Genomic DNA, 21279 nt, shown 5'->3' on the forward strand with positions numbered 1-21279 from the left:
TGAGGTCGAAAATTTAATAATGAAATTAGAATGAAGAGTTTAATTTTAGTTATGAAGTTAAATAATATTGCAAGAATTGGATTTTTGTTTTAGTGGCGCTTTACATATATGTATGAAGACCGTTTTTTATAGATTTTTCCCTTACACTTTTGTCGTTCATCACCCTTATAAACAACACAAACCACCCAATCTCCTTGTTGTATTGTTAAGACCGAAATAAGCTCCAAAAAATTAGGCGCGAATCCCTAAGAATCCGCGCCTAACCTAAAATCTCTTATCATGAAGTTAAACGAACTTCTTCGTCTACCTTAACAGTCTCTTCCATCACTCTTACAAACTGACCCTCATTGTATGGGTAGCCGGCTTTTGTGATTTTGACCTTGACGATTTTTCCGACCATTTCCTCATTTGCTGGGAATACAACTTTTAGATAATTGTCTGTATATCCAACATATAAGTTTTCGTTCGTTTCTTCTTTGTATCTTTCTTCTGGAATCACTTCTAATACTTCATTTTCAAATTGTGAAGCATATTCTTTAGCTAATTGATCTGAAAGCTCGATTAGACGGTGAACACGTTCGTTTTTAACGTCCTCATCCACTTGATCTTCCATACGTGCAGCAGGTGTACCTGTACGTTTAGAATAAGGGAACACATGTAGCTCAGAAAACTTATGTTTTTTGATAAAATTATAAGTTTCCATAAACTCTTCTGCCGTTTCGCCTGGGAAACCAACGATAACGTCAGATGTAATCGCTAAGCCAGGTAATGCTTCTTTTAGACGCTCAATGCGCTCAGCAAAGAACTCCATCGTATATTTTCTACGCATACGTTTTAATACAGTATCAGAGCCTGACTGAATTGGAATGTGCAGATGACGAACCACTTTATCAGAGTTTTGAAGTACTTCGATGACTTCGTCAGAAATCTGACTTGCTTCAATCGAAGAAATACGGATACGTTTAAGGCCTTCCACTTGCTCATCTAAGTCTCTTAAAAGCATAGCTAAGTTATAGTCCTTTAAGTCTTCGCCATATCCACCTGTGTGAATACCTGTTAAGACAATTTCTTTATAACCCGCATCTACGAGCTGTTGAGCTTGTGCAACTACCTCTTTAGGGTCACGTGAACGCATTAAACCACGAGCCCAAGGAATAATACAAAAAGTACAGAAATTATTGCAGCCTTCTTGTATTTTTAATGAAGCTCTTGTACGGTCTGTGAAGGAAGGAACATCAAGTTCTTCATAAACACGTGTTTTCATAATGTTTCTAACGCCGTTAATTGGCTTTCTTTCTTCCTTGTATTGCTCAATATACTCTAGCATTTTTACACGGTCTTGAGTTCCAACCACAATATCAACACCTGGAATTGCCATGATTTCTGCTGGAGAAGTTTGGGCATAACATCCTGTTACACAAATAACACCATCCGGATTTTTACGAATGGCACGACGAATAACTTGACGACTTTTTTTATCACCAGTGTTGGTAACTGTACATGTATTAATAACATATACGTCCGCAACACGTTCATAGTCAGTACGTTCATAGCCAGCTTCTTTAAAGAGCTGCCATATCGCTTCTGTTTCGTAATGATTTACTTTACAACCTAATGTATGAAATGCAACTGTAGGCATGATCTTCACCTCGATAGTTCGAAATTATAAGAAACAGCAGATAATAAATACAACGGCGCTGTTTCAGTTCTTAGTATTCTTGGGCCAAAACTGCAAATAATAAAACCAGCTTCCTCGAGTTTTGAAACCTCTTTTTCTGTTAATCCACCTTCAGGACCAAACACAGCAAGCAGGGATCCTCCAACCTGAAGTTCTTCAAAGGCTTTAGCCAGGTTTTTCTTTTCTCCCTGTTTAGCAGACTCTTCATAAGCAACAATCTTCACATCGAAGTCTTTTGCTAGAGAAATCAGTTCGTGAAAATCACATGGTTCACTAATTGTTGGGATTGTATTACGATATGATTGCTCTGATGCTTCCTTTGCGATTTTGGACCAACGCTCCAGCTTTTTGCCGACCTTCTTAGTCTCAAGCTTTACAATTGAACGAGCAGCATTAAAAGGGATAAATGAAGAAGCACCTAATTCGGTGCCCTTTTGAATAATCCATTCAAGCTTATCCCCTTTAGGCAACCCGCTCGCAATGGAAATAGAAACTGGTAATTCATGATTCACTGTCATCCATTCTAATACAGAACAACTCACTTGGTCATTGGTAATTTCAACAATTTCACAAAGTGCTTCAAAGCCATCCTTTGTACAGCAGACAACCTTATTACCCGGTTGCATACGCAAAACACGTGAAATATGGTGAACATCGTCACCTGTAATAAAGATATCTCCCTCAATATTTTTTTTCGCTGCTTCTATAAAATATCGTTGCAAAGGGATTCCCTCTTTCTTTATTTCTTTTTCGCGATAAACGCAACCCAATCTTCCATCACCATTGTTTCTTCAATAACAAAACCCGCATTTTGCAGAGCTTCTTTTACTTCATTTTTCTTATTTTGAATAATACCTGATGTAATAAAAGTTCCGTCTTGTTTCAATACTTCATATGCTTTATCAATAAAGCGAACGATAATTTCCGCAAGAATGTTAGATACAATTAAATCAACCGGGCCTTCAACACCGTCCAAAAGATTTTTTTGGGATACATTGACAATGTTTTGTACTTTGTTAATCTTACAATTTAAACGGGCACTATCAACTGCCACTTGATCTAAATCGTATGCATCAATACTTTTTGCACCGAGTAAACCTGCAGCAATACTTAAAACACCTGATCCTGTTCCTACATCAATTACCGTATCGTCCTTTTGAACAGTACGTTCTAAAGCTTGTATACATAATACAGTAGTAGGATGTGTTCCTGTTCCAAAAGCCATCCCTGGATCAAGTTCTATGATTAATTCGTCTGAACTTACAGGTTCATAGATCTCCCAAGTTGGAACAATCGTAAACTTTTCAGAAATTTTAACAGGGTGATAATATTTTTTCCAAGCTGTTGCCCATTCTTCTTCATTTACTTCGCTTATTGTAATATGATTTCTTCCGAGATCGATATCATATACCAGTAGATTGTTGATACCAGCTTTTATGCCCTCAACTGTTTCACCAAGAAAACTATTAACAGGCAGATAAGCCTTTACAACAACACCTTCTTCTGGATAATCGGTTGGATCTAGTTGGTAGATTTCGCCGAGGGATGTACTCCGTTCCTTCATTAAGTCAGCTAAATCCTCAATGACCACACCACTTGCTCCAGCTTCATGTAAAATATTCGAAATGGGTTCCACCGCTTCTTGTGTTGTATGGATGCTTAATTCAGACCATTTCATATCTACCAACTCCAATCCTTAACCTTTAAATATTAATCACCTTTGAACGCTCGTTTTACTTTATCAAAAAAGCTATCTTCATGTTCATCAGGTTTTGATCCACTAATTTCAGCAAATTCTCTTAACAAATCTTTTTGTTTTTCCGTTAGGTTTGTAGGAGTTAACACACGTAAAATAACATATTGATCTCCTTGACCGTAACCTCTTACATTTGGTACTCCCTTACCCGAAAGACGGAATTTCTTACCTGTTTGTGTCCCAGAAGGTACCTTAAGCTTTACCTTACCGTGTAATGTTGGAACCTCAATTTCATCTCCAAGTGCAGCTTGAGCGAAAGTTAATGGCATTTCACAATAGATGTCATCACCATCTCTTTCAAAAAACTCATGTTCTCTCACATGGAAAACAACATACAGATCCCCTGGAGGTCCACCATTTACTCCTGGCTCCCCTTGTGCTGATACACGTAGTTGTTGACCATCATCAACACCTGCAGGAATTTTCACTTGAATTTTTTTGCGTTTTTTCACTTTACCTGTCCCGCGACAAGTTCCACATTTATGCTTAATGATTTTACCTGTTCCTTCACAATAGTGACAAACTCGTCGATTTACAATACGACCAAACGGTGTATTTTGTTCAACACTTTGTTGACCGCTACCGCCACAATGCGAACATGTTTCAGGAGAAGTCCCCTTTTGAGCACCAGAACCATCACATGTTTCACACGATTCTTCGCGTGGGATTTCAATTGTTGTTTCTTTACCAAAAACAGCTTCTTCAAAATCAAGCGTCATTGTATATTGTAAGTCAGCACCTTGTCTTGGGGCATTCGGATCTCTTCTTCTTGTGCCGCCGCCAAAGATTGAGCTGAAAATATCTTCAAAGCCAAAACCATCGCCACCGAAACCAGCACCGCCACCAAAGCCTTGATTTGGATCAGTATGTCCAAATTGATCATAATGAGCTTTCTTTTGATCATCACTTAGGGTTTCATAGGCTTCTGTAATTTCTTTGAATTTTTCGTCTGCATCTGCTTCTTTGTTGATGTCTGGATGATATTTCTTTGAAAGCTTACGATAAGCCTTTTTTATCTCATCCTTACCTGCGTTCTTACTTAACCCGAGCACCTCATAGTAATCACGCTTGCTCATAATTTCTCACTCCCGATTTTTCTCACATAAGGTAAATTGTATCACTCAAAAGAGAAGAAAAGCAACATATTGTTACTGCTTATCACAAGCCTCTCACTTTTACAAAAAAAGCCAAAGTCAAGACCTACCCTGACTTTGACTTTTTACCTTAATATGACTTATTTTTTGTCGTCATCATTTACTTCTTCAAACTCTGCGTCAACAACATCGTCAGCTGCTTTATTTCCAGCTTCTCCACCTTGCTGTGCCTGAGCTTGTTGTGCTTGCTCATATAGTTTCATAGTAAGCTCTTGTACAATTGTTTGAAGAGCTTCTTTTTTCGCTTTAATTTCTTCTAATTCGTTTTTCTCAATCGCTGCTTTTAAAGCATCTTTCGCCTCATTCGCTTTTGCAACTTCAGCTTCGTCTACTTTACCTTCTAGATCTTTTAGTGTTTTTTCCGTTTGGAACACTAATTGATCTGCTTCGTTACGAAGTTCTACTTCTTCTTTACGTGCTTTATCTGCATCTGCGTTTTCTTCAGCTTCTTTAACCATACGGTCGATTTCATCATCAGATAAACCAGTGTTTGATTTGATTGTGATCGCTTGTTCTTTGTTAGTACCTAAATCTTTCGCACGAACATTTACGATACCATTTTTGTCGATATCAAATGATACTTCAATTTGAGGTACTCCACGTGGTGCTGGTGGAATATCCGTTAATTGAAAGCGACCTAAAGTTTTGTTGTCAGCTGACATTGGACGCTCACCTTGAAGCACGTGAATGTCTACTGCTGTTTGGCTGTCAGCTGCAGTTGAGAATACCTGTGATTTACTTGTCGGGATTGTTGTATTACGTTCAATAAGCTTCGTAAATACACCACCCATTGTTTCAATACCAAGTGAAAGTGGAGTAACGTCAAGTAATACAACGTCTTTTACGTCTCCAGTGATAACTCCACCTTGAATTGATGCACCAAGTGCAACAACTTCATCAGGATTTACCCCTTTATGAGGCTCTTTTCCTAATGCTTTTTTAATTGCTTCTTGTACAGCCGGAATACGAGTAGATCCACCAACAAGAATAACTTTATCAATTTCACTAGCTGAAAGATCAGCATCGCTAAGTGCTTGGCGCACAGGTCCCATTGTTCTTTCAACTAAATCTGAAGATAACTCGTCAAATTTAGCACGTGAAAGACTTACTTCTAAGTGAAGTGGACCAGCTTCTCCAGCTGTGATAAATGGTAATGAGATTTGAGTTGATGTTACACCTGAAAGATCTTTTTTCGCTTTCTCAGCAGCATCTTTTAAACGTTGCAGGGCCATTTTATCTTTAGAAAGGTCAACGCCGTTTTCTTTTTTGAATTCAGCTACTAAGTAATCAATGATAACTTGGTCAAAGTCATCTCCACCTAAACGGTTGTCCCCTGCAGTAGAACGTACTTCAAATACACCATCACCAAGCTCAAGTACAGATACGTCAAACGTACCGCCACCTAAGTCATAAACTAGGATTGTTTGGTCTTCGTCTGTTTTATCTAAACCATATGCTAAAGCTGCAGCAGTTGGTTCGTTGATAATACGTTCAACTTCTAAACCAGCAATTTTACCAGCATCTTTTGTTGCTTGACGCTCAGCATCATTAAAGTAAGCAGGAACTGTAATAACTGCTTTTGTTACTGGCTCACCTAAATATTCTTCTGCGTAAGACTTTAAGTGTTGAAGAATAATCGCTGACATTTCTTGTGGTGTATAGTTTTTACCTTCAACTTCAACTTTATAGTCAGTACCCATATGACGTTTGATTGAGATAATTGTGTTAGGGTTTGTGATAGCTTGACGTTTTGCTACCTCCCCAACTTGACGTTCGCCGTTTTTGAAAGCAACTACAGAAGGAGTTGTACGGTTACCTTCTGGATTTGGAATCACTTTCGGTTCTCCGCCTTCTAAAACTGCGACACATGAGTTTGTTGTACCTAAGTCGATACCGATAATTTTACTCATAGATAGAACCTCCTAATATGTAAGTTATGATAATTATTGATTTACTTTAACCATTGCAGGTCGAATTACTCGATCCTTCAATCTATATCCTTTTTGCAGTTCTTCAATGACAGTATTAGAATCATAGTTTTCATCCTCAACTTGCATCACTGCTTGATGTAGATGTGGATCAAATTGTTCACCAACGGATTTGATTGTTTCTACACCTTCGTTTTGCAGGGCTTGAACTAATTGGTTGTACACCATGTTCATTCCTTGTAACAATGATTTGGTTTGATCATTGCTTGCTTCTATTTGTAACGCTCTTTCAAAGTTATCAAGAGCAGGTAAAATTTCAGAAACTAAGCTTTGTGCACGATACTTTTGAGCAGCCTCTTGATCTAAGCGAGCACGTCTTCTAAAGTTGTCAAAGTCTGCTTGAGCTCGTAGCATTTTGTTTTCTGTTTCATCAAGCTTTGCCTGTAGTTCAGCAATTTGAGCAGCTGACTCATCAACTACTTCAGTTTCTTCTACTTGAACATCATCTGCATCTACTATTTCAACATCTGATTCGACATTTTCAATTGTATCTACTGTTTCTTCTTGTTCTGCAACATTTTTTTCATTTGACACGATCTTTCACCTCCCTTAAAGAAAGATATATATATCTAGTATTTATAAGCATGGGAATCGGATGGAATAGCGCTTATTCCATCCTTATCAATATAACCAAGCTTAAGAACCATGATACAAGTCAGTAAGAGTTTTAGACATGTCACGTGTCATCCTAGTTAATAAACTTACAACACGAGAATACTCCATTCGAGTAGGACCAAGCACCGCTATCGTACCTAACTGATTGTCTCCTAATGAATAGGTGGCGGTAATTAGACTGCAGTTTTCCATTGCTGAAAGATCATTTTCCTTACCAATCTTAATTGAAATACCTGCAGAATTTGCTTTTAGTAGTCCATACAACTCTTTTTCTTGCTCAATCATTGTTAAAAGCGACCGGATTCTTCCAATATCTGAAAACTCTGGTTGACTGAGCATATTTGTTTTACCACCAAAATAAATTTTCTCATTTGACTCTAGGTTTAATGAACCAGCCATGATCTTTAATAGCATGTCATAGTTCTCAATATGATTCTTCAAGACAGTAACAACTTCTTTAAAGATTTTATTCTGGAGATCAACCAGTGGTACTCCTACCAATCTTTCGTTAAGAATGTTCACCATCTTTTCAATATCACTTGGCTCTAGTGAATCCGGAAAAGTAATTGTACGATTTTCAACATGTCCAGTATTTGTGACAATAATTGCAACTGCAGTTTCCTTACTAATTGGCACAATTTGGATCCGTTTTAATCGATTTTCATTCACCTTCGGCCCTAACACAATCGATGTATAATTTGTCATTTCCGACAAAATTTGTGCTGATTTTTGAACAACCTTTTCTAGTTCAAAAATTTTTTCAGCATAAATAGATTTAATTTGAGTTACTTCTGTTTTTGTTAATCTCTGTGGAGAAAGTAAATGGTCCACATAATAGCGATATCCCTTCTCAGAAGGAACACGTCCTGAGGAACTGTGTGTTTTCTCAATAAATCCCAGATCCTCTAAGTCAGCCATATCGTTCCTTATAGTAGCCGAGCTAAACGTAATTTCGTCTTTTTTCGCTAATGATCGAGAACCAACAGGCTGAGCTGAATGAATAAAATCATCAATGATGACTTGAAGAACCAACAATTGGCGATCTGTAAGCACTATTCATCACCTCTGTTAGCACTCTTATAACGCGAGTGCTAAATATATATAAAAAGTTATCAAAACCAAAATAAATTGTCAATTATAAAATACTTGATTTATCAATGAAAAGCTCACATTTTTCAAATAAAGTCTGGTTTTTATGAAATTAAAAATTCTTGGAAAACTTCATTGCCTAATAGCTTCCCTTTATGAGTAAGAAAAAGAGATTCATCGTCATCTACCAGTAATCCTTGTTTAACAAGTTTTTGGATTTGACTACCAAATTTTTCTTCCAATTTAACTGAAAATCTTTTATAAAAAGTTTCCTTGTTAACACCTTTTACTTTTCGTAAACCAAGAAACATTTGCTCTTCCATTTCTTCTTCTTTGCTCACTTCTGTTTGTGCAGAAAAAGCTGTCCCGGATTCATCAATGTTCTCCATATACTTTCTGATTGGACCAACATTTGATGTTCTTAGCCCATTAACATATCCATGTGCACCTGCTCCAAATCCATAGTAATTTTCGTTGTTCCAATATGTTAGATTATGTTGACTTTCATATCCTGGAATGCTGTAATTACTTATTTCATATTGCTTAAAGCCATGCCTCTCCATTTCTTCCATTGCCAATTCATACATTTGCGCTTCATGCTCTTGAGGTGGCAGTGTTAATTTTCCTTTTTGCATTAAATTATAAAACACTGTTTTCGGTTCAATGATTAAAGAATATGCCGAGAAGTGTTTCACATTTAGAGTAAATGCAGTTTCCAGCGTTTCTCTAAATTGCTCGATTGTTTGTCCAGGCAGTGCATACATTAAATCGAGACTTAAGTTATCAAAACCTACCTGTTCAGCTTGTTTGATTGTACGAAATACATCATCTTTTCGATGAACTCTTCCAATTTTATTGAGAAGCTCATCGTCAAAACTTTGAACCCCAATACTTAAGCGATTAACTCCTGCATTTTTTAACACTTCCAATTTTTCTATAGAAAGCTCACCAGGATTTGCTTCAACCGCGAATTCAATAAGTTCATTTGTTGACAGCAGCTCGGTCGAGATACCTTCAAGAAGTCGATCAAGTTGTTTTGCCGATAGAGCTGTAGGAGTTCCACCACCAATAAAAATGGTTTTAAGCGGCTCCTGTTGTTTATTAACTTCCTTAGCATGATGCATTTCTGTTATAAGACTTTCAATATATTCATCAACAGGTTGTTGTTTGAAAAAAACCTTATTAAAATCACAATAATGACAAATATGATGGCAAAAAGGAATATGAATGTATGCGGATTTAATCATTTTTTCACCTTCTAATTAAGAAGCCGCAGTCATCGCTGCGGCATCCATTTTCTTTCATATAACTTAAGAGAATTTATTATAGCATGTATCCGATTTTATCTAAAAGAATCAGCTTTCATCCATACGCAATACAGCCATAAAGGCTTCTTGTGGCACTTCAACAGAACCAACTTGCTTCATTCTCTTTTTACCTTCTTTTTGTTTTTCTAATAACTTACGTTTACGTGAAATGTCTCCACCGTAACATTTCGCAAGTACGTTTTTACGCATTGCTTTGATTGTTGATCTTGCCACAATCTTTTGGCCAATCGCCGCTTGAATCGGCACTTCGAATTGCTGACGCGGAATAAGTTCTTTCAGTTTTTCAACAATAATTTTTCCACGTTCATACGATGAGTCACGGTGAACAATAAATGACAATGCATCAATCTTCTCAGCATTTAATAAAATGTCCATTTTAACTAGTGTTGATGTTTTGTAACCAATTAATTCATAGTCAAAGGAAGCATAACCTTTTGTATTCGATTTTAATTGATCAAAGAAATCATAAACAATTTCAGATAATGGGATTTCGTAATTAATGTTCACGCGATTTTCATCAAGATATTGCATATCAATGAAATTTCCACGTTTCTTCTGACAAAGCTCCATTACTGCACCAACATAATCATTCGGAACCATTATTGCCGCTTTAACATAAGGCTCTTCAATGCGGTCAATCTTTTGCGGGTCCGGCATATTAGATGGATTATCGACTCTTAGTGTTTCACCATCTGTTAAATGAACATCATAGATAACACTTGGAGCTGTAGTAATTAAATCAATTTTAAATTCACGTTCAATACGTTCTTGGATGATTTCCATATGAAGTAGTCCTAAAAATCCACATCGGAAACCAAATCCAAGAGCTTGTGACGTTTCTGGCTCAAATTGAAGAGATGAGTCGTTTAGCTCAAGCTTTTCTAATGCTTCACGTAAATCATTATATTTAGCGGTATCAATTGGGTATAGTCCACAGAACACCATTGGATTTAACTTACGATAACCTGGCAGCGCCTCAGTTGCCCCATTTTTTGCATTGGTAATTGTATCACCAACACGAGTGTCTCCAACGTTTTTAATAGCAGCTGTTAAAAATCCAACATCTCCTACATTTAATTCTTTTAACTGAACAGGTTTTGGATTGAATACCCCTACCTCAGTTACTTCGAATTCTTTACCAGTTGCCATCATTTTAATTTTTTGTCCTACTTTAACCGTTCCTTCAACTACACGAATGTATGCAACAACTCCGCGGTAAGCGTCATATAAGGAGTCAAAGATAAGTGCTTTTAACGGTCCTTCAGGATCACCTTGTGGTGCAGGTACTTTTTCTACAACCTGCTCTAGTATTTCTTCAATACCAATTCCAGCTTTAGCAGATGCTAAAACTGCCTCAGATGCATCTAAACCGATTACATCTTCAACCTCTTGGCGAACACGTTCAGGGTCAGCACTTGGTAAGTCAATTTTGTTAATTACTGGCAAGATTTCCAAATCGTTATCAAGCGCTAAATATACATTCGCAAGCGTTTGAGCTTCAATTCCCTGAGCTGCATCAACCACAAGAATTGCTCCTTCACATGCTGCAAGACTTCGTGAAACCTCATACGTAAAGTCGACATGTCCTGGAGTATCGATTAAATGGAAAGTATATTCCTCTCCATCTTTCGCTTTATATTTTAATTGAACGGCATTTAATTTAATCGTGATCCCACGTTCTCGTTCAAGATCCATTGAATCTAACAGCTGATTCTTCATTTCACGCTGAGTTAAAGCTGATGTTTTTTCTAAAATTCGATCTGCTAGAGTCGATTTACCGTGATCAATATGAGCAATAATCGAAAAATTTCGGATTCTCGACTGCCTTTTTAATTTTTCTTCTCTATTCATAATATGTTTTCACTCCTACATAGCTTACAAATACACTATTTCTCATTATATCAATTGACAAATCAAGATTCAATGGATAAAAACGGAGGATGACCGTTGTTGTAATAAAAAAGCCGACAGGTACTATTGCCATTAGTTGATCATGGCGATTGTTTGTCGGCTTTCTTTTTATTCTAGTAAACCACTTAACCAGTTAGTTACCATATCCAATATTGTCGATACTCCATTACTAACAATACCTGCAAGCTGTTTACCGATTTGAGAGAAGAAGTTAAAGGCTTCAATTTGTTCAAGCTGCTCTTGTTTTTTTTCAAGATCCTGACTGGTTACTTCGTTTCCAAGGATGGACGCGGCGACATCACCTGAATCATTTTCAACTTGAAAAGCACCTTGTAAATCAGGATCATTGTATCCTTTCATTTTGATCATGCCTTGGTTTGCTTGCTGCATGCCAATTAACACGCCAAATAAAAGCACAGAACATAAAACAAAGCATTTAAACATGAATTTAATCATCTTACTTCCCTCACAATGTGTTTACTTTTTTCAGCTGATGAATCACCGTTTACTTTTTCTGCTTGCCAATAGTACTCGCTAAATACATCAGCTACAGCTGAAACTGTGTTTTTAAGTTCCTCTAGATTATTGTCAACCCCGCCAAATTCTAAGAGCATAGCGTTTTGAGATAAATCCTGGTTATAAACTCCGTTATAACCTTTTCCACCCTGCTCGAAAATCCCACGACTTAAGCCAGGGTATTTCTTTTCCAATAAATCATGAAGGCCTTTAGCTAACTTTTCATTTTTGTCAGCAGTTGGATTATCTCCACCAATTACAAATGCTAGTTTGGCATATGATTTATCCCAAATTTTTATGGTAGTGACACCTTTTCTTTGTGAATCTCGATGAATATCGATCATATAATTCAAGTTACGATTACTAGCCATTGCACTTTCAACGATTGGCCTTGAGGCTGTGTATGACTTTGCATAATTCCAGCCTTTTTGCTTTAAACTGGCTTGTACATCTGTTTTTTCTACTTGTGATCCTATCCCCTCATCTGAAAGAGCTTTTCCTAATAACTCACTCACGATTGTGACGTTTGCTTTTGAGTGAATAGCGCGATTAGGATCACTTTCTCCTTCTAATAACGGAAGATAAGATTCAGTGTTATGAGTGTTATATATATAAACGACCTTTTTATCTCCTGTTGTAAGAGAAGGAGGAGCTTTGGCTCTTCGTCTCCAGAATTTACAGCTTCATTTTTTGTAATAGATGCTTCTCTTTCTTGTTCCAACACCTCTGTAGGCGGTGGAGATTCATATGGCATATTTGTATAGTTTGTCCCATCCCCAGCGACAACAATTTCACTATCAAACAAAGAGAATCCTGGTAATTCCCGTCCTAGCAGGCTGCGTGGGTCATCAGGGTTAATACTCGTAGCAACTTTAAACATAATAGAAGATAACTTGATTGGTTCTGCATGTTCTGGTAATGCAGAACTAAAAAAGCGGTTTTCAGCACCTAATAACTGAAGAAAAGCCTCACTATCAATATTTCGTGTTAAATCATTGATTGATGAGGAGGTTAAACGATATTCAGGTTTTAATGACGTCAAAATACCCGAAAGTAAAAAGGTCATGAACAAAACAATGAAGCTAACAACGATTCCTTTTTTTATGCTTGTCCCATTTAAGGTTACAACCATATTGCGGCTTGTACTAGAACGCTTCATTTCATAAAAAACCTCCTTATGCTTGTCTACTAAAATGTATGACAAAGCATAAGAAAGTAGAACAATCTGTTTTTTCTTATGATAAATCAAAACAACCACTCTATTTTAACTAGTGTGTATAAGCACCTGAATTATCTTGGTCAACTTGCTGATGAAGTGCAGAATTTAACCCACTAGCTATAACATTTGCCATATCATCAATGAACATATCAACCTCTTTAGGCGTGACCATTAAATTGTGCCCAAGTGGTGATAGAACTTCATGAATCAGCTTCCTTTTTTCGTCTTCCTCAAGTCCTCCAACTATTCCTAAAAATTGTTGACGATGCTCATCACTTGGTAAGTCATCATCTGTTAGTACTCGACGTTCTCCAAAGCTCATTCCTGCTGGTGTTAACGATCTAGACGGTTTATTTCCTTCATTTAACTCTCTTCCAAAATGCTTTAAAATATAATCAATCGTATCACTTGTAATTGAAACAGCATCAACTACTGTTGGAATACCGATTGCAATGACAGGAATGCCAAACGTTTCCTTGCTTAGCGCTTTTCGTTTATTTCCAACTCCTGAACCAGGATGGATGCCTGTATCAGATATTTGAATGGTTGTATTTACTCGCTCAATTGACCTAGACGCTAAGGCATCAATTGCTATAACAAAATCAGGCTTTGATTGCTCAATGACTCCTGAGATAATATCGCTCGTCTCAATACCTGTTAACCCCATAACTCCAGGTGCTAATGCACTAACAGGGCGAAAGCCTTCTTCTACATTTTCAGGCTGTAATTTAAACAAATGTCTTGTAATTAGTAAATTTTCAACTGCTAACGGACCAAGTGCATCTGGTGTGACATTCCAATTTCCTAACCCAACTACTAAACAGCTAGCATCTTTTGGGATCTTAATATCTGTTAGAAATTGACTAAATAAATTTGCAAAAACATCTATTACTTTTTCTTGCAGTTCAGTATCTTTCTGTCTAATTCCCTGTACTTCCAAAGTTAAATATTTGCCAGGCTTTTTCCCAACAATTTTTGACCCTTCTTCATCAATATCCAAGGAAGAGATACTAACTCCTTCTTCGTCCCATTCCTTTATAACAACACCAGATATATCTGATGAATTTTCTGCTTCTGTTTGCTCAAGCGCCATCGCTCTTGCTTCTACAGCTAAATCTGTTCGAACAGAATAATTACTTAAATCTAGTGATTTACCCATTACTATACCTCCCAAATTCATTCCTACTGCTTATCTTTTCCATTATTCTGGTGAAACATTCTTTAGGAATGGAGATCGTTTCGCTGAAAGATAAAAAATTACATGCTTTCAATGTATTTTCCTTTACATTAGTATTGCAATATGAGTGGCTGTTTGATAGAATATCTTTTGTTCATGTAAAGGAAATGATCGAGCTAAATAGATCTCGATGAACTTCTTAGGAGGTGAAACATATGCCAAATATTAAATCTGCAATCAAGCGTGTTAAAACTAGCAATGAGCGTAATGCACATAACTCTGCTATTAAATCTACAATGCGTACTGCAATTAAAAGAGTAGATGCTTTAGTTTTAAATAACGATGCTGATAACGCAAAAGCTGCACTTGTTGAAGCTAACAAGCAAATCGATAAAGCTGCACAAAGTGGTTTAGTTCATAAAAACACTGCTGCTCGCTACAAATCTCGTTTAGCGAAAGCTGTTAACGGATTAACTGCATAATGATAAGAATGGTTGTCAATTTGCTTCATGCAAAATAAGACAACCCTTTCTTATACATAAAAAACGATCCAATAAAAGGATCGTTTTTTGTTTAATCGTTTTTAAATAATTTTAACAAAAACAACTCTAATAATAGTTGTTTATCTTTTTTCCCTGTTTTCATTTCATAATCAGCCTCAGCAAGCTCCATTAATATGTGCGCCAATTCCTCTGTTTGAAATAGTCGAGCCTGTTGTAATGCAAGCTTTACTCTAAATGGATGTACTTTAACGGTCGAAGCAATCTGCTGTTGACCGTACCCAACAGTTGACAGCTCTTTCACTTGTAAAATTAAGCGAAATTGTGTGACAAGCAAGGAAAGAATTTTAATTGGTTCTTCATTATTTTTCAATAAATCATAAAATATTTGTAAAGCCTCTTTGCTTCTCCGGTAAATAACATGCTCAATTAAATCAAAAATGTTTTGCTCTAAGGTGCGTGCCACTAGTAAATTTACTGCTTCAACTGAAATGATTCCACCCTCACCTACGTAAGTGCTAAGCTTTTGTAGCTCTTGATGGATTGCCATTAGATCACCAGCAGTTAACACAAGCAATTGTTCTACTGCTGCCTTTTCTAACTCTACTCTTTGTTCTTGTGCCACGTTCAGCATCCACTTGATTGCTTCATCATCAGATAATGATTTCATCTCAATCACAACAGATTGCTTTTTCAATAATTTTGTTATTTTCTTTCGCTCATCTAATTTTTCATATGGGGCAACAAACACAACAATTGTATAGGGGGCAGGAGAATTTATGTATTGTTCAAGTTTTTCAACACGATGTTCTAGCTTTTCCTTTTTCTTTTCACTTGTTAAAAAGACTGAATTTTTTATGATCACAACACGCTTTTCTCCCATAAAAGGTAACGTTTCTGCATCTTCGATCGCCGTTTCCACTGGTGTTTCTTCCATATCATATACAGAAAGATTAAAATCCTTTTCTTCTTCCAAAAGAGAAGCTTGTACGATATGACGAAGTGTTTCCTGCATCAAAAACGACTCTTCTCCAACTAATAGATAAACTGGTTGTACTTTTTTATTCTGAATATCTTTCCATACATTAAAAATCATGTTCATTCTCCAATCGTTCGTTTCACTTTATTTATCGTAAAATGAAACAACAGCTTTGGCAAGTCAAAGAAATACTGAATTTTTAAAAGTGATCTTTTATACAATACAAAATGAAAAGGGAACTAAAAACACTTTAGTTCCCTTTTATCTATGTGAACGCTTCGATTCAGGGCCTAGGTACCAGAATTCGAAACGATGCTCCAATGTAAGTGTTACTTATTGTGACCAATATCATATGAACTATGATTGATTGTTACTAACATTGTTGGAAATTGCCACCTTTCGTTATTCGCTCAATCACCATAGTAACTCGAGCTTTAATAGGAAGATGGTGTAGATTTTTTTATAGTAATCGCTTATACTAAAATTGATATAGGAGGGGTAACAGTGAACGAATTTGAAAAGAACGTCCAAAGTAAACGTAATGATGCTATTGATTCAGGTGTGGGATTCGTTGTTTCATTTGGATTTTTCGCGACAATTTTCATCATTGCGACTGTTGTTAAATTAATCTCTGCTTAAGCGATGACACGATTACATAGAGACTGCGGCTGCAGTCTCTTTTTCGTTTATCATTTTACTTCATCGTATGGCGGATGAGTAAAAAACGTTCCTGCATTTCCTTTATATTCATATAAAATTCCACCTTGAAGATCTGTTCTAAAAATAGATATTTGTCTTCTTCTCAACTTTTCCATTACTTCATCATGCGGGTGTTGATATCGGTTTTGATAGCCAGCCGAAATGATCGCAATGGATGGATTTAGTTGATCTACTAGCTGATCAGAAGTTGAACCTCTGCTTCCATGATGTCCGATTTTTAATACATCTACTTTTAAATTGGGATATGCTGACATCATTTTCTCTTCACTTTTTATTTCAGCATCTCCGGTAAATAACCATTTTAAGCCGCCTATTTCCGCTAACAACACCATAGAATCATCATTTTTACTTTCAGATAAGGTTGAGGGAGACAAAATACGAAACATAAAATCCTTATATAGTAGGTGATCACCAGCTTCAACAACTTTTATGTTTATTTTCTTCTTTGTCGCAATCTCAACAATCTCACTTTCAAGCTCTCCCCTTATAAATCCTTTTGGTATAACAAGCTCCTTCACATCCAATTTATTTATGAGAATTAAAGCTTCTCCAATATGATCCAGGTCGCCATGTGATAAAAATAATCCATGGAGCTTTGTTACACCTATTGACTTTAAATAAGGAATGGTTGTGTCTTCAGCGATCGAATAAACATTCCTCCTTAACTCCCAATCTTCTGAAGGGAACGTCATTTTTCCACCTGTATCAATCAAAAAGTTCCCTTTGTTAAATGGAAGTTGAATGAAAATAGAGTCACCTTGTCCTACATTGATTACCATAACTCTTCCCTGAGGATTTATGTATGATAGGTGAAAAAGTATGAAAAAAAGAAGCAGCAACCCACAAAATGGTTTATATAAAGACTTTAGTGTAGGATTCTTTTCGAAACGAAGGAACAAAACAATTGATGTAATACAATAGAAGACAATAAAAAATAGTGGAGGCTTTCCAGTCGTCAATGTGGTAAAAGATATGTTAGCAGCATTTAAGACAAAACGATGGGAATAATCTAAGATAATGTGTAATATTGTAACCAATGGCATCCCAAGCGTTGATGAAAATGAAACGATAACAGCTGCCAAAATCGATAAAGGCAAAATACATATCGAATAAAAAGGTACAAAAATCATATTCAAAGGTAAACTAATGAGTGATACCTCATAAAAATGAAACAACATGAGAGGCATCGCACAAAGTTGAGCAACAGTTGATACAATGAGCAGCCGCACAAAAGCACTGGAAAACATTGTGATTACTTTTGATGAAAGTAATAATCCAAGACTAACAATATATGATAATTGAAAACCAACTTGAAACAAATAATATGGATTAACCAATAGTAAAACTAAGCATGTAAAACTGATCACATCTGTTGCAGTAAATTTTTTATGAACAACACCCATGATAAAATAAAGGACAACCATAAAGGATGCTCTTATAACAGATGGTGAGCCACCAGTTAAAATCATATAAACAGGAAGCAATAGTATCAAAATTTTCTTTGAATTTTCATGTGTTATACCTAAATAAATGAATAGAAAGTAAGCACCACCGACTAATAAACCAACATGTAAGCCAGATATCGCTAACAAATGGACAATACCTAATTTTTGGTAAGCAACTTCCACTTTTTCATCAAGTAAACGCCTTTCTCCAAAAAGGAGGGCTTGTACAATTCCTTCGGACGAACTCGGAAATTTCTCCTCAATTAACGTTAGTCCTTTTTCTCGATGCTTTTGAAGAAGAGTCATTACGTTGAAATCACCTGCGTGACAACTGTGAATATCGGCTATTTTAAATTCCCAATGAATATGGTGGTCATGAAGATATTGTTTATAATCAAAAGCATTAGGCATTGTTGGGGATTTTGGTACTTCTAATTCACCTTTAAAAACACAAACATCACCTGTTTGTATTTTCTTTAATAAATTTTTCTCTTCCAATGACTTGATCAAAAAAGAATAAGTTAATTTCTCCCCTAATTCAGTTTGAATAGTTCCTTTCATATAATTCCCATCAATTACTGGAGTGGAGCTGACAGTGACCGCAGCCTGATAATTTCCTTCATTCAGCTTTGTTTGATTTTGAGATTCTGTAAGAAAATAGGTGGAAAGATAGATAAGAATGACGATCAAACTAAGGAAACTGAGAGAGGATTTAAACTTTAAATGGAGATAAATAAGAAAGGTAGATGTAAAGAAAAGTGAGATCGGATGGAAATGAAAACGCCCCACTGTTATGGCTAAACAAGCTGCTATTGCGAGGAAAAGAAAATGACCTTTAATTAAGCTTCACCACCCTATCATGATGAAATTGTTACCTTTAAATATAATATTTATTTAGAAAGCAATTGCCATTAACAATTGCTTTCTTTAAATGCTTTATTACGAAAATAAGGCTTTTGCTTCCTTTTTTAAGCGCTGTAGCTCTTCGTCACTTTTTTGTGATTTCTCCAGCTTGTCCAGCAGTTCAAACACAAATGCTTCTTTTTCCTTATTTTTGTTCTCAAAAGTTGTGTTCTCTAGGTTAACATGCTCTACTTTTACATTTGCTTGTTGAAATAACTCAATGGCATAAGGATGGTTTTTATAGTCAACCGCATAGTATACGGTTTTAATACCAGCCTGAATAAGTGCTTTACAACATTGAAGACACGGAAAATGAGTCACGTAAATCTCAGCTCCATCTGTTGGTACTCCAAACTTCGCACATTGCAGCAATGCATTCATTTCAGCATGTATGGTTCTAACACAATGATTATCAATAACATAACGTACCTCGTCTGAGCAATGAACACCACCTGCTATAGAGCCATTATAACCACCCGCTATTATTCTTTTATCTCTAACGATTGTAGCTCCAACAGCTAGCCTCGTACATGTACTTCTCATGGCTAGTAAATGACTTTGTGACATAAAATATTGATTCCAGGATATTCGACTCATGCTGCTACTTCCCCCACTCGACATTTTTCTTAAACCTAGTTTATCGGGAAATGCAAATATTCGTCAATTCAAACTTTTGTTAAGTTTAATTAACGGTAACTTCTTCTTTTAATTTCTCTAATGATTTTTCTCCAATTCCCGATACTTCTAACAACCCCTCAATCGATTTAAACTGACCGTTTTCTTCTCTATAAGAAATAATAGCATCAGCCTTTGAAGGTCCAATACCTGATAGTGTTTGAAGCTCCTCACTTGTTGCAAGGTTAATATTGATTTTCTTAGGGTTGTCCTTATTTTCGTTAGTAGATTGAAACGGATTTTCCTTATTTTCACCGATAAGTGGAATATAAACTACCATCCCATCTTCTAATGAAGAAGCAAGATTTACGGCAGCTTCATCAGCTTGATCACTCAACCCTCCAGCTTTTTCAATTATTTCATGTACTCTTGCATTAGCTGAAATCTCATAAACTCCAGGTTTTTGTACAGCCCCTTTCACATCAATAATGATGGTAGATGCTTCTATTTTCTCACTTGTCTGTTCAACCTTTGTTGTTCCATAATTCTCATTTGTTTCCATATAGGCACCTTCAACATTTGTTGTCACAAGTTCAGATGAGGCTTGGATATTGAAGAAATAATAATAAAGTATGGTTACAGTTAATAAACTAACTAACAGGATGATCCATTTTTTGTATTTTTGGACGTTACTCATCTATAAAACTCCTTTAAAAAATTAATCATAAAACATCACTACAAAACATATCGTGTATGAGAGAATTGCATTCTAAGGAGGGGATATACTTTGAATGTAGGTTTTGTTGGAACAGGAAATATGGGGAGAATATTAATTGAATCATTTATTGAGTCGGGTGCAATTAGACCCTCATTCATTTATATGATGAACCGAACGATGTCTAAAGCTGAAGCAATAAAGAGTTTATATCCAAAAACTAATGTGGTAGAAACAGCTGAGGAAGTAGTAAAACATTCTGATTTAATATTCATTTGTGTCAAGCCATTAGATATTCACCCCCTTTTAAAGAGTCTTGACCACCTTTTAACACCTAATAAATGCATAATATCAATAACTAGTCCTATTAATGTTGATCAACTAGAATCACTTGTAGAATGTCAGGTTGCAAGAGCGATTCCAAGTATAACGAACCGGAACTTTCTCCGGGGTCTCGCTAATTACTTACGGAAATTCGTGTCATAAAGAGACAAAAACAACAATTGAAGAATTATTTGAACAAATTTCCAACCCTGTTCAAATTGAAGATGATATTACTAGAGTTTCTTCTGATATCGTTAGCTGTGGGCCAGCTTTTTTCAGCTATTTACTTCAACGATTTGTAGATGGTGCAGTTTCGGAAACGAATATAACCAAGGATCAGGCTGTTCTTTTGGCAAGTGAAATGATTATTGGTATGGGCAAGTTGTTGGAAACAGAAATATATACTCTTCCTACTCTACAAGATAAGGTCTGTGTGAAAGGTGGAGTTACCGGTAAAGGAATCAAAGTATTAGAAGATGAAGTCGGAGAAATGTTTGAGAAAATATTTAAAGCAACTCACGAAAAGTATTATGAAGATATAGAAGAAGTGTCGGTTCAGTTTAGCAAAATACCAAATAAGTAATTCTCTATCAGAAAGATAAAATCCTTCTATTTTATAAAAAAATTTTCAGGTGAACTCTTATTTT

The 21279-nt window shown here is 36.1% G+C and carries 17 protein-coding genes and 2 pseudogenes; 3 read left to right on the top strand and 16 right to left on the bottom strand.

The features are described 5' to 3' along the window. Positions 1-277: 277 nt before the first annotated feature. The 12 genes and pseudogenes from mtaB to gpr all read right to left on the bottom strand — a co-directional run bounded on the left by mtaB (position 278) and on the right by gpr (position 14413). Positions 278-1639, bottom strand: coding sequence for a tRNA (N(6)-L-threonylcarbamoyladenosine(37)-C(2))-methylthiotransferase MtaB (mtaB, locus tag MVE64_RS05895; RefSeq protein WP_247344632.1), 1362 nt, complete (start codon positions 1637-1639; stop codon positions 278-280). 5 nt (positions 1640-1644) lie between these two features. Further along, positions 1645-2400: a 16S rRNA (uracil(1498)-N(3))-methyltransferase gene (locus MVE64_RS05900; protein WP_247344635.1), complete on the bottom strand. Its 756-nt coding sequence runs from the start codon at positions 2398-2400 to the stop codon at positions 1645-1647. Positions 2401-2417: 17 nt separating this feature from the next. Continuing rightward, positions 2418-3356, bottom strand: coding sequence for a 50S ribosomal protein L11 methyltransferase (prmA, locus tag MVE64_RS05905; RefSeq protein WP_247344638.1), 939 nt, complete (start codon positions 3354-3356; stop codon positions 2418-2420). Positions 3357-3388: 32 nt separating this feature from the next. Next, complete coding sequence (gene dnaJ / locus MVE64_RS05910; protein ID WP_247344641.1) at positions 3389-4510, bottom strand: molecular chaperone DnaJ; 1122 nt, start codon at positions 4508-4510, stop codon at positions 3389-3391. A gap of 158 nt (positions 4511-4668) precedes the next feature. Beyond that, the gene (dnaK, locus tag MVE64_RS05915; protein ID WP_247344644.1) at positions 4669-6498 is read right to left on the bottom strand and encodes a molecular chaperone DnaK; all 1830 of its coding nucleotides are present in this window, start codon (positions 6496-6498) and stop codon (positions 4669-4671) included. A 33-nt stretch (positions 6499-6531) separates the two neighbouring features. Next, positions 6532-7110, bottom strand: coding sequence for a nucleotide exchange factor GrpE (gene grpE / locus MVE64_RS05920; RefSeq protein WP_247344646.1), 579 nt, complete (start codon positions 7108-7110; stop codon positions 6532-6534). A gap of 102 nt (positions 7111-7212) precedes the next feature. After that, positions 7213-8244: a heat-inducible transcriptional repressor HrcA gene (gene hrcA / locus MVE64_RS05925; RefSeq protein ID WP_247344649.1), complete on the bottom strand. Its 1032-nt coding sequence runs from the start codon at positions 8242-8244 to the stop codon at positions 7213-7215. 140 nt (positions 8245-8384) lie between these two features. Further along, positions 8385-9527, bottom strand: a complete 1143-nt coding sequence (gene hemW / locus MVE64_RS05930; protein ID WP_281730462.1) for a radical SAM family heme chaperone HemW — start codon at positions 9525-9527, stop codon at positions 8385-8387. Between the two features lie 108 nt (positions 9528-9635). Further along, a complete protein-coding gene (gene lepA / locus MVE64_RS05935) occupies positions 9636-11459 on the bottom strand; it encodes a translation elongation factor 4 (protein WP_098797508.1) in 1824 nt (607 codons plus the stop codon). A gap of 168 nt (positions 11460-11627) precedes the next feature. Next, entirely contained in the window at positions 11628-11975 is a 348-nt protein-coding gene (locus MVE64_RS05940; protein ID WP_247344651.1) for a YqxA family protein, read from the bottom strand. Continuing rightward, positions 11972-13194 (bottom strand): annotated as a pseudogene (spoIIP, locus tag MVE64_RS05945) (stage II sporulation protein P). The gene MVE64_RS05940 and the pseudogene spoIIP overlap by 4 nt, the downstream one beginning before the upstream one ends. 109 nt (positions 13195-13303) lie before the next feature. Continuing rightward, positions 13304-14413: a GPR endopeptidase gene (gene gpr, locus MVE64_RS05950; RefSeq protein ID WP_247344652.1), complete on the bottom strand. Its 1110-nt coding sequence runs from the start codon at positions 14411-14413 to the stop codon at positions 13304-13306. A gap of 233 nt (positions 14414-14646) precedes the next feature. On the opposite strand from gpr, the gene rpsT reads away from it, so the two are divergent. Further along, positions 14647-14913 carry a 30S ribosomal protein S20 gene (rpsT, locus tag MVE64_RS05955; RefSeq protein ID WP_121662899.1) on the top strand — a complete coding sequence of 89 codons (267 nt, stop codon included), beginning with the start codon at positions 14647-14649 and terminating at the stop codon, positions 14911-14913. A 91-nt stretch (positions 14914-15004) separates the two neighbouring features. Here the strand turns inward: rpsT and holA are convergent, their stop codons facing one another. Continuing rightward, the gene (gene holA, locus MVE64_RS05960) at positions 15005-16027 is read right to left on the bottom strand and encodes a DNA polymerase III subunit delta (RefSeq protein WP_247344654.1); all 1023 of its coding nucleotides are present in this window, start codon (positions 16025-16027) and stop codon (positions 15005-15007) included. Between the two features lie 387 nt (positions 16028-16414). Here holA and MVE64_RS05965 point away from each other — a divergent pair, with 387 nt between their 5' ends. Continuing rightward, positions 16415-16549 carry a YqzM family protein gene (locus MVE64_RS05965; protein WP_121662901.1) on the top strand — a complete coding sequence of 45 codons (135 nt, stop codon included), beginning with the start codon at positions 16415-16417 and terminating at the stop codon, positions 16547-16549. Positions 16550-16599: 50 nt separating this feature from the next. Here the strand turns inward: MVE64_RS05965 and MVE64_RS05970 are convergent, their stop codons facing one another. From MVE64_RS05970 to MVE64_RS05980, 3 genes are all read right to left on the bottom strand, one after another. Next, positions 16600-18864 (bottom strand): DNA internalization-related competence protein ComEC/Rec2, encoded by a 2265-nt coding sequence (locus MVE64_RS05970; RefSeq protein ID WP_247344656.1) that lies wholly within the window; start codon positions 18862-18864, stop codon positions 16600-16602. A 150-nt stretch (positions 18865-19014) separates the two neighbouring features. Next, the gene (locus MVE64_RS05975; RefSeq protein ID WP_247344658.1) at positions 19015-19575 is read right to left on the bottom strand and encodes a ComE operon protein 2; all 561 of its coding nucleotides are present in this window, start codon (positions 19573-19575) and stop codon (positions 19015-19017) included. 85 nt (positions 19576-19660) lie between these two features. Continuing rightward, complete coding sequence (locus MVE64_RS05980; RefSeq protein WP_247344660.1) at positions 19661-20290, bottom strand: helix-hairpin-helix domain-containing protein; 630 nt, start codon at positions 20288-20290, stop codon at positions 19661-19663. Between the two features lie 90 nt (positions 20291-20380). On the opposite strand from MVE64_RS05980, the pseudogene comER reads away from it, so the two are divergent. Beyond that, positions 20381-21215 (top strand): annotated as a pseudogene (gene comER / locus MVE64_RS05985) (late competence protein ComER). Positions 21216-21279 lie beyond the last annotated feature (64 nt).

It is taken from the genome of Metabacillus endolithicus (assembly GCF_023078335.1).
GTDB lineage: Bacteria > Bacillota > Bacilli > Bacillales > Bacillaceae > Metabacillus > Metabacillus endolithicus.

What these genes read in the sequence shown, in the direction of transcription:
- hemW (WP_281730462.1), bottom strand. Translation starts at nt 9,527, where the DNA reads ATGATTAAATCCGCATACATTCATATTCCTTTTTGCCATCATATTTGT.
- MVE64_RS05940 (WP_247344651.1), bottom strand. Translation starts at nt 11,975, where the DNA reads ATGATTAAATTCATGTTTAAATGCTTTGTTTTATGTTCTGTGCTTTTA.
- gpr (WP_247344652.1), bottom strand. Translation starts at nt 14,413, where the DNA reads ATGGGTAAATCACTAGATTTAAGTAATTATTCTGTTCGAACAGATTTA.
- MVE64_RS05980 (WP_247344660.1), bottom strand. Translation starts at nt 20,290, where the DNA reads ATGAGTAACGTCCAAAAATACAAAAAATGGATCATCCTGTTAGTTAGT.
- dnaK (WP_247344644.1), bottom strand. Translation starts at nt 6,498, where the DNA reads ATGAGTAAAATTATCGGTATCGACTTAGGTACAACAAACTCATGTGTC.
- rpsT (WP_121662899.1), top strand. Translation starts at nt 14,647, where the DNA reads ATGCCAAATATTAAATCTGCAATCAAGCGTGTTAAAACTAGCAATGAG.
- dnaJ (WP_247344641.1), bottom strand. Translation starts at nt 4,510, where the DNA reads ATGAGCAAGCGTGATTACTATGAGGTGCTCGGGTTAAGTAAGAACGCA.
- prmA (WP_247344638.1), bottom strand. Translation starts at nt 3,356, where the DNA reads ATGAAATGGTCTGAATTAAGCATCCATACAACACAAGAAGCGGTGGAA.
- mtaB (WP_247344632.1), bottom strand. Translation starts at nt 1,639, where the DNA reads ATGCCTACAGTTGCATTTCATACATTAGGTTGTAAAGTAAATCATTAC.
- holA (WP_247344654.1), bottom strand. Translation starts at nt 16,027, where the DNA reads ATGATTTTTAATGTATGGAAAGATATTCAGAATAAAAAAGTACAACCA.
- lepA (WP_098797508.1), bottom strand. Translation starts at nt 11,459, where the DNA reads ATGAATAGAGAAGAAAAATTAAAAAGGCAGTCGAGAATCCGAAATTTT.
- MVE64_RS05975 (WP_247344658.1), bottom strand. Translation starts at nt 19,575, where the DNA reads ATGAGTCGAATATCCTGGAATCAATATTTTATGTCACAAAGTCATTTA.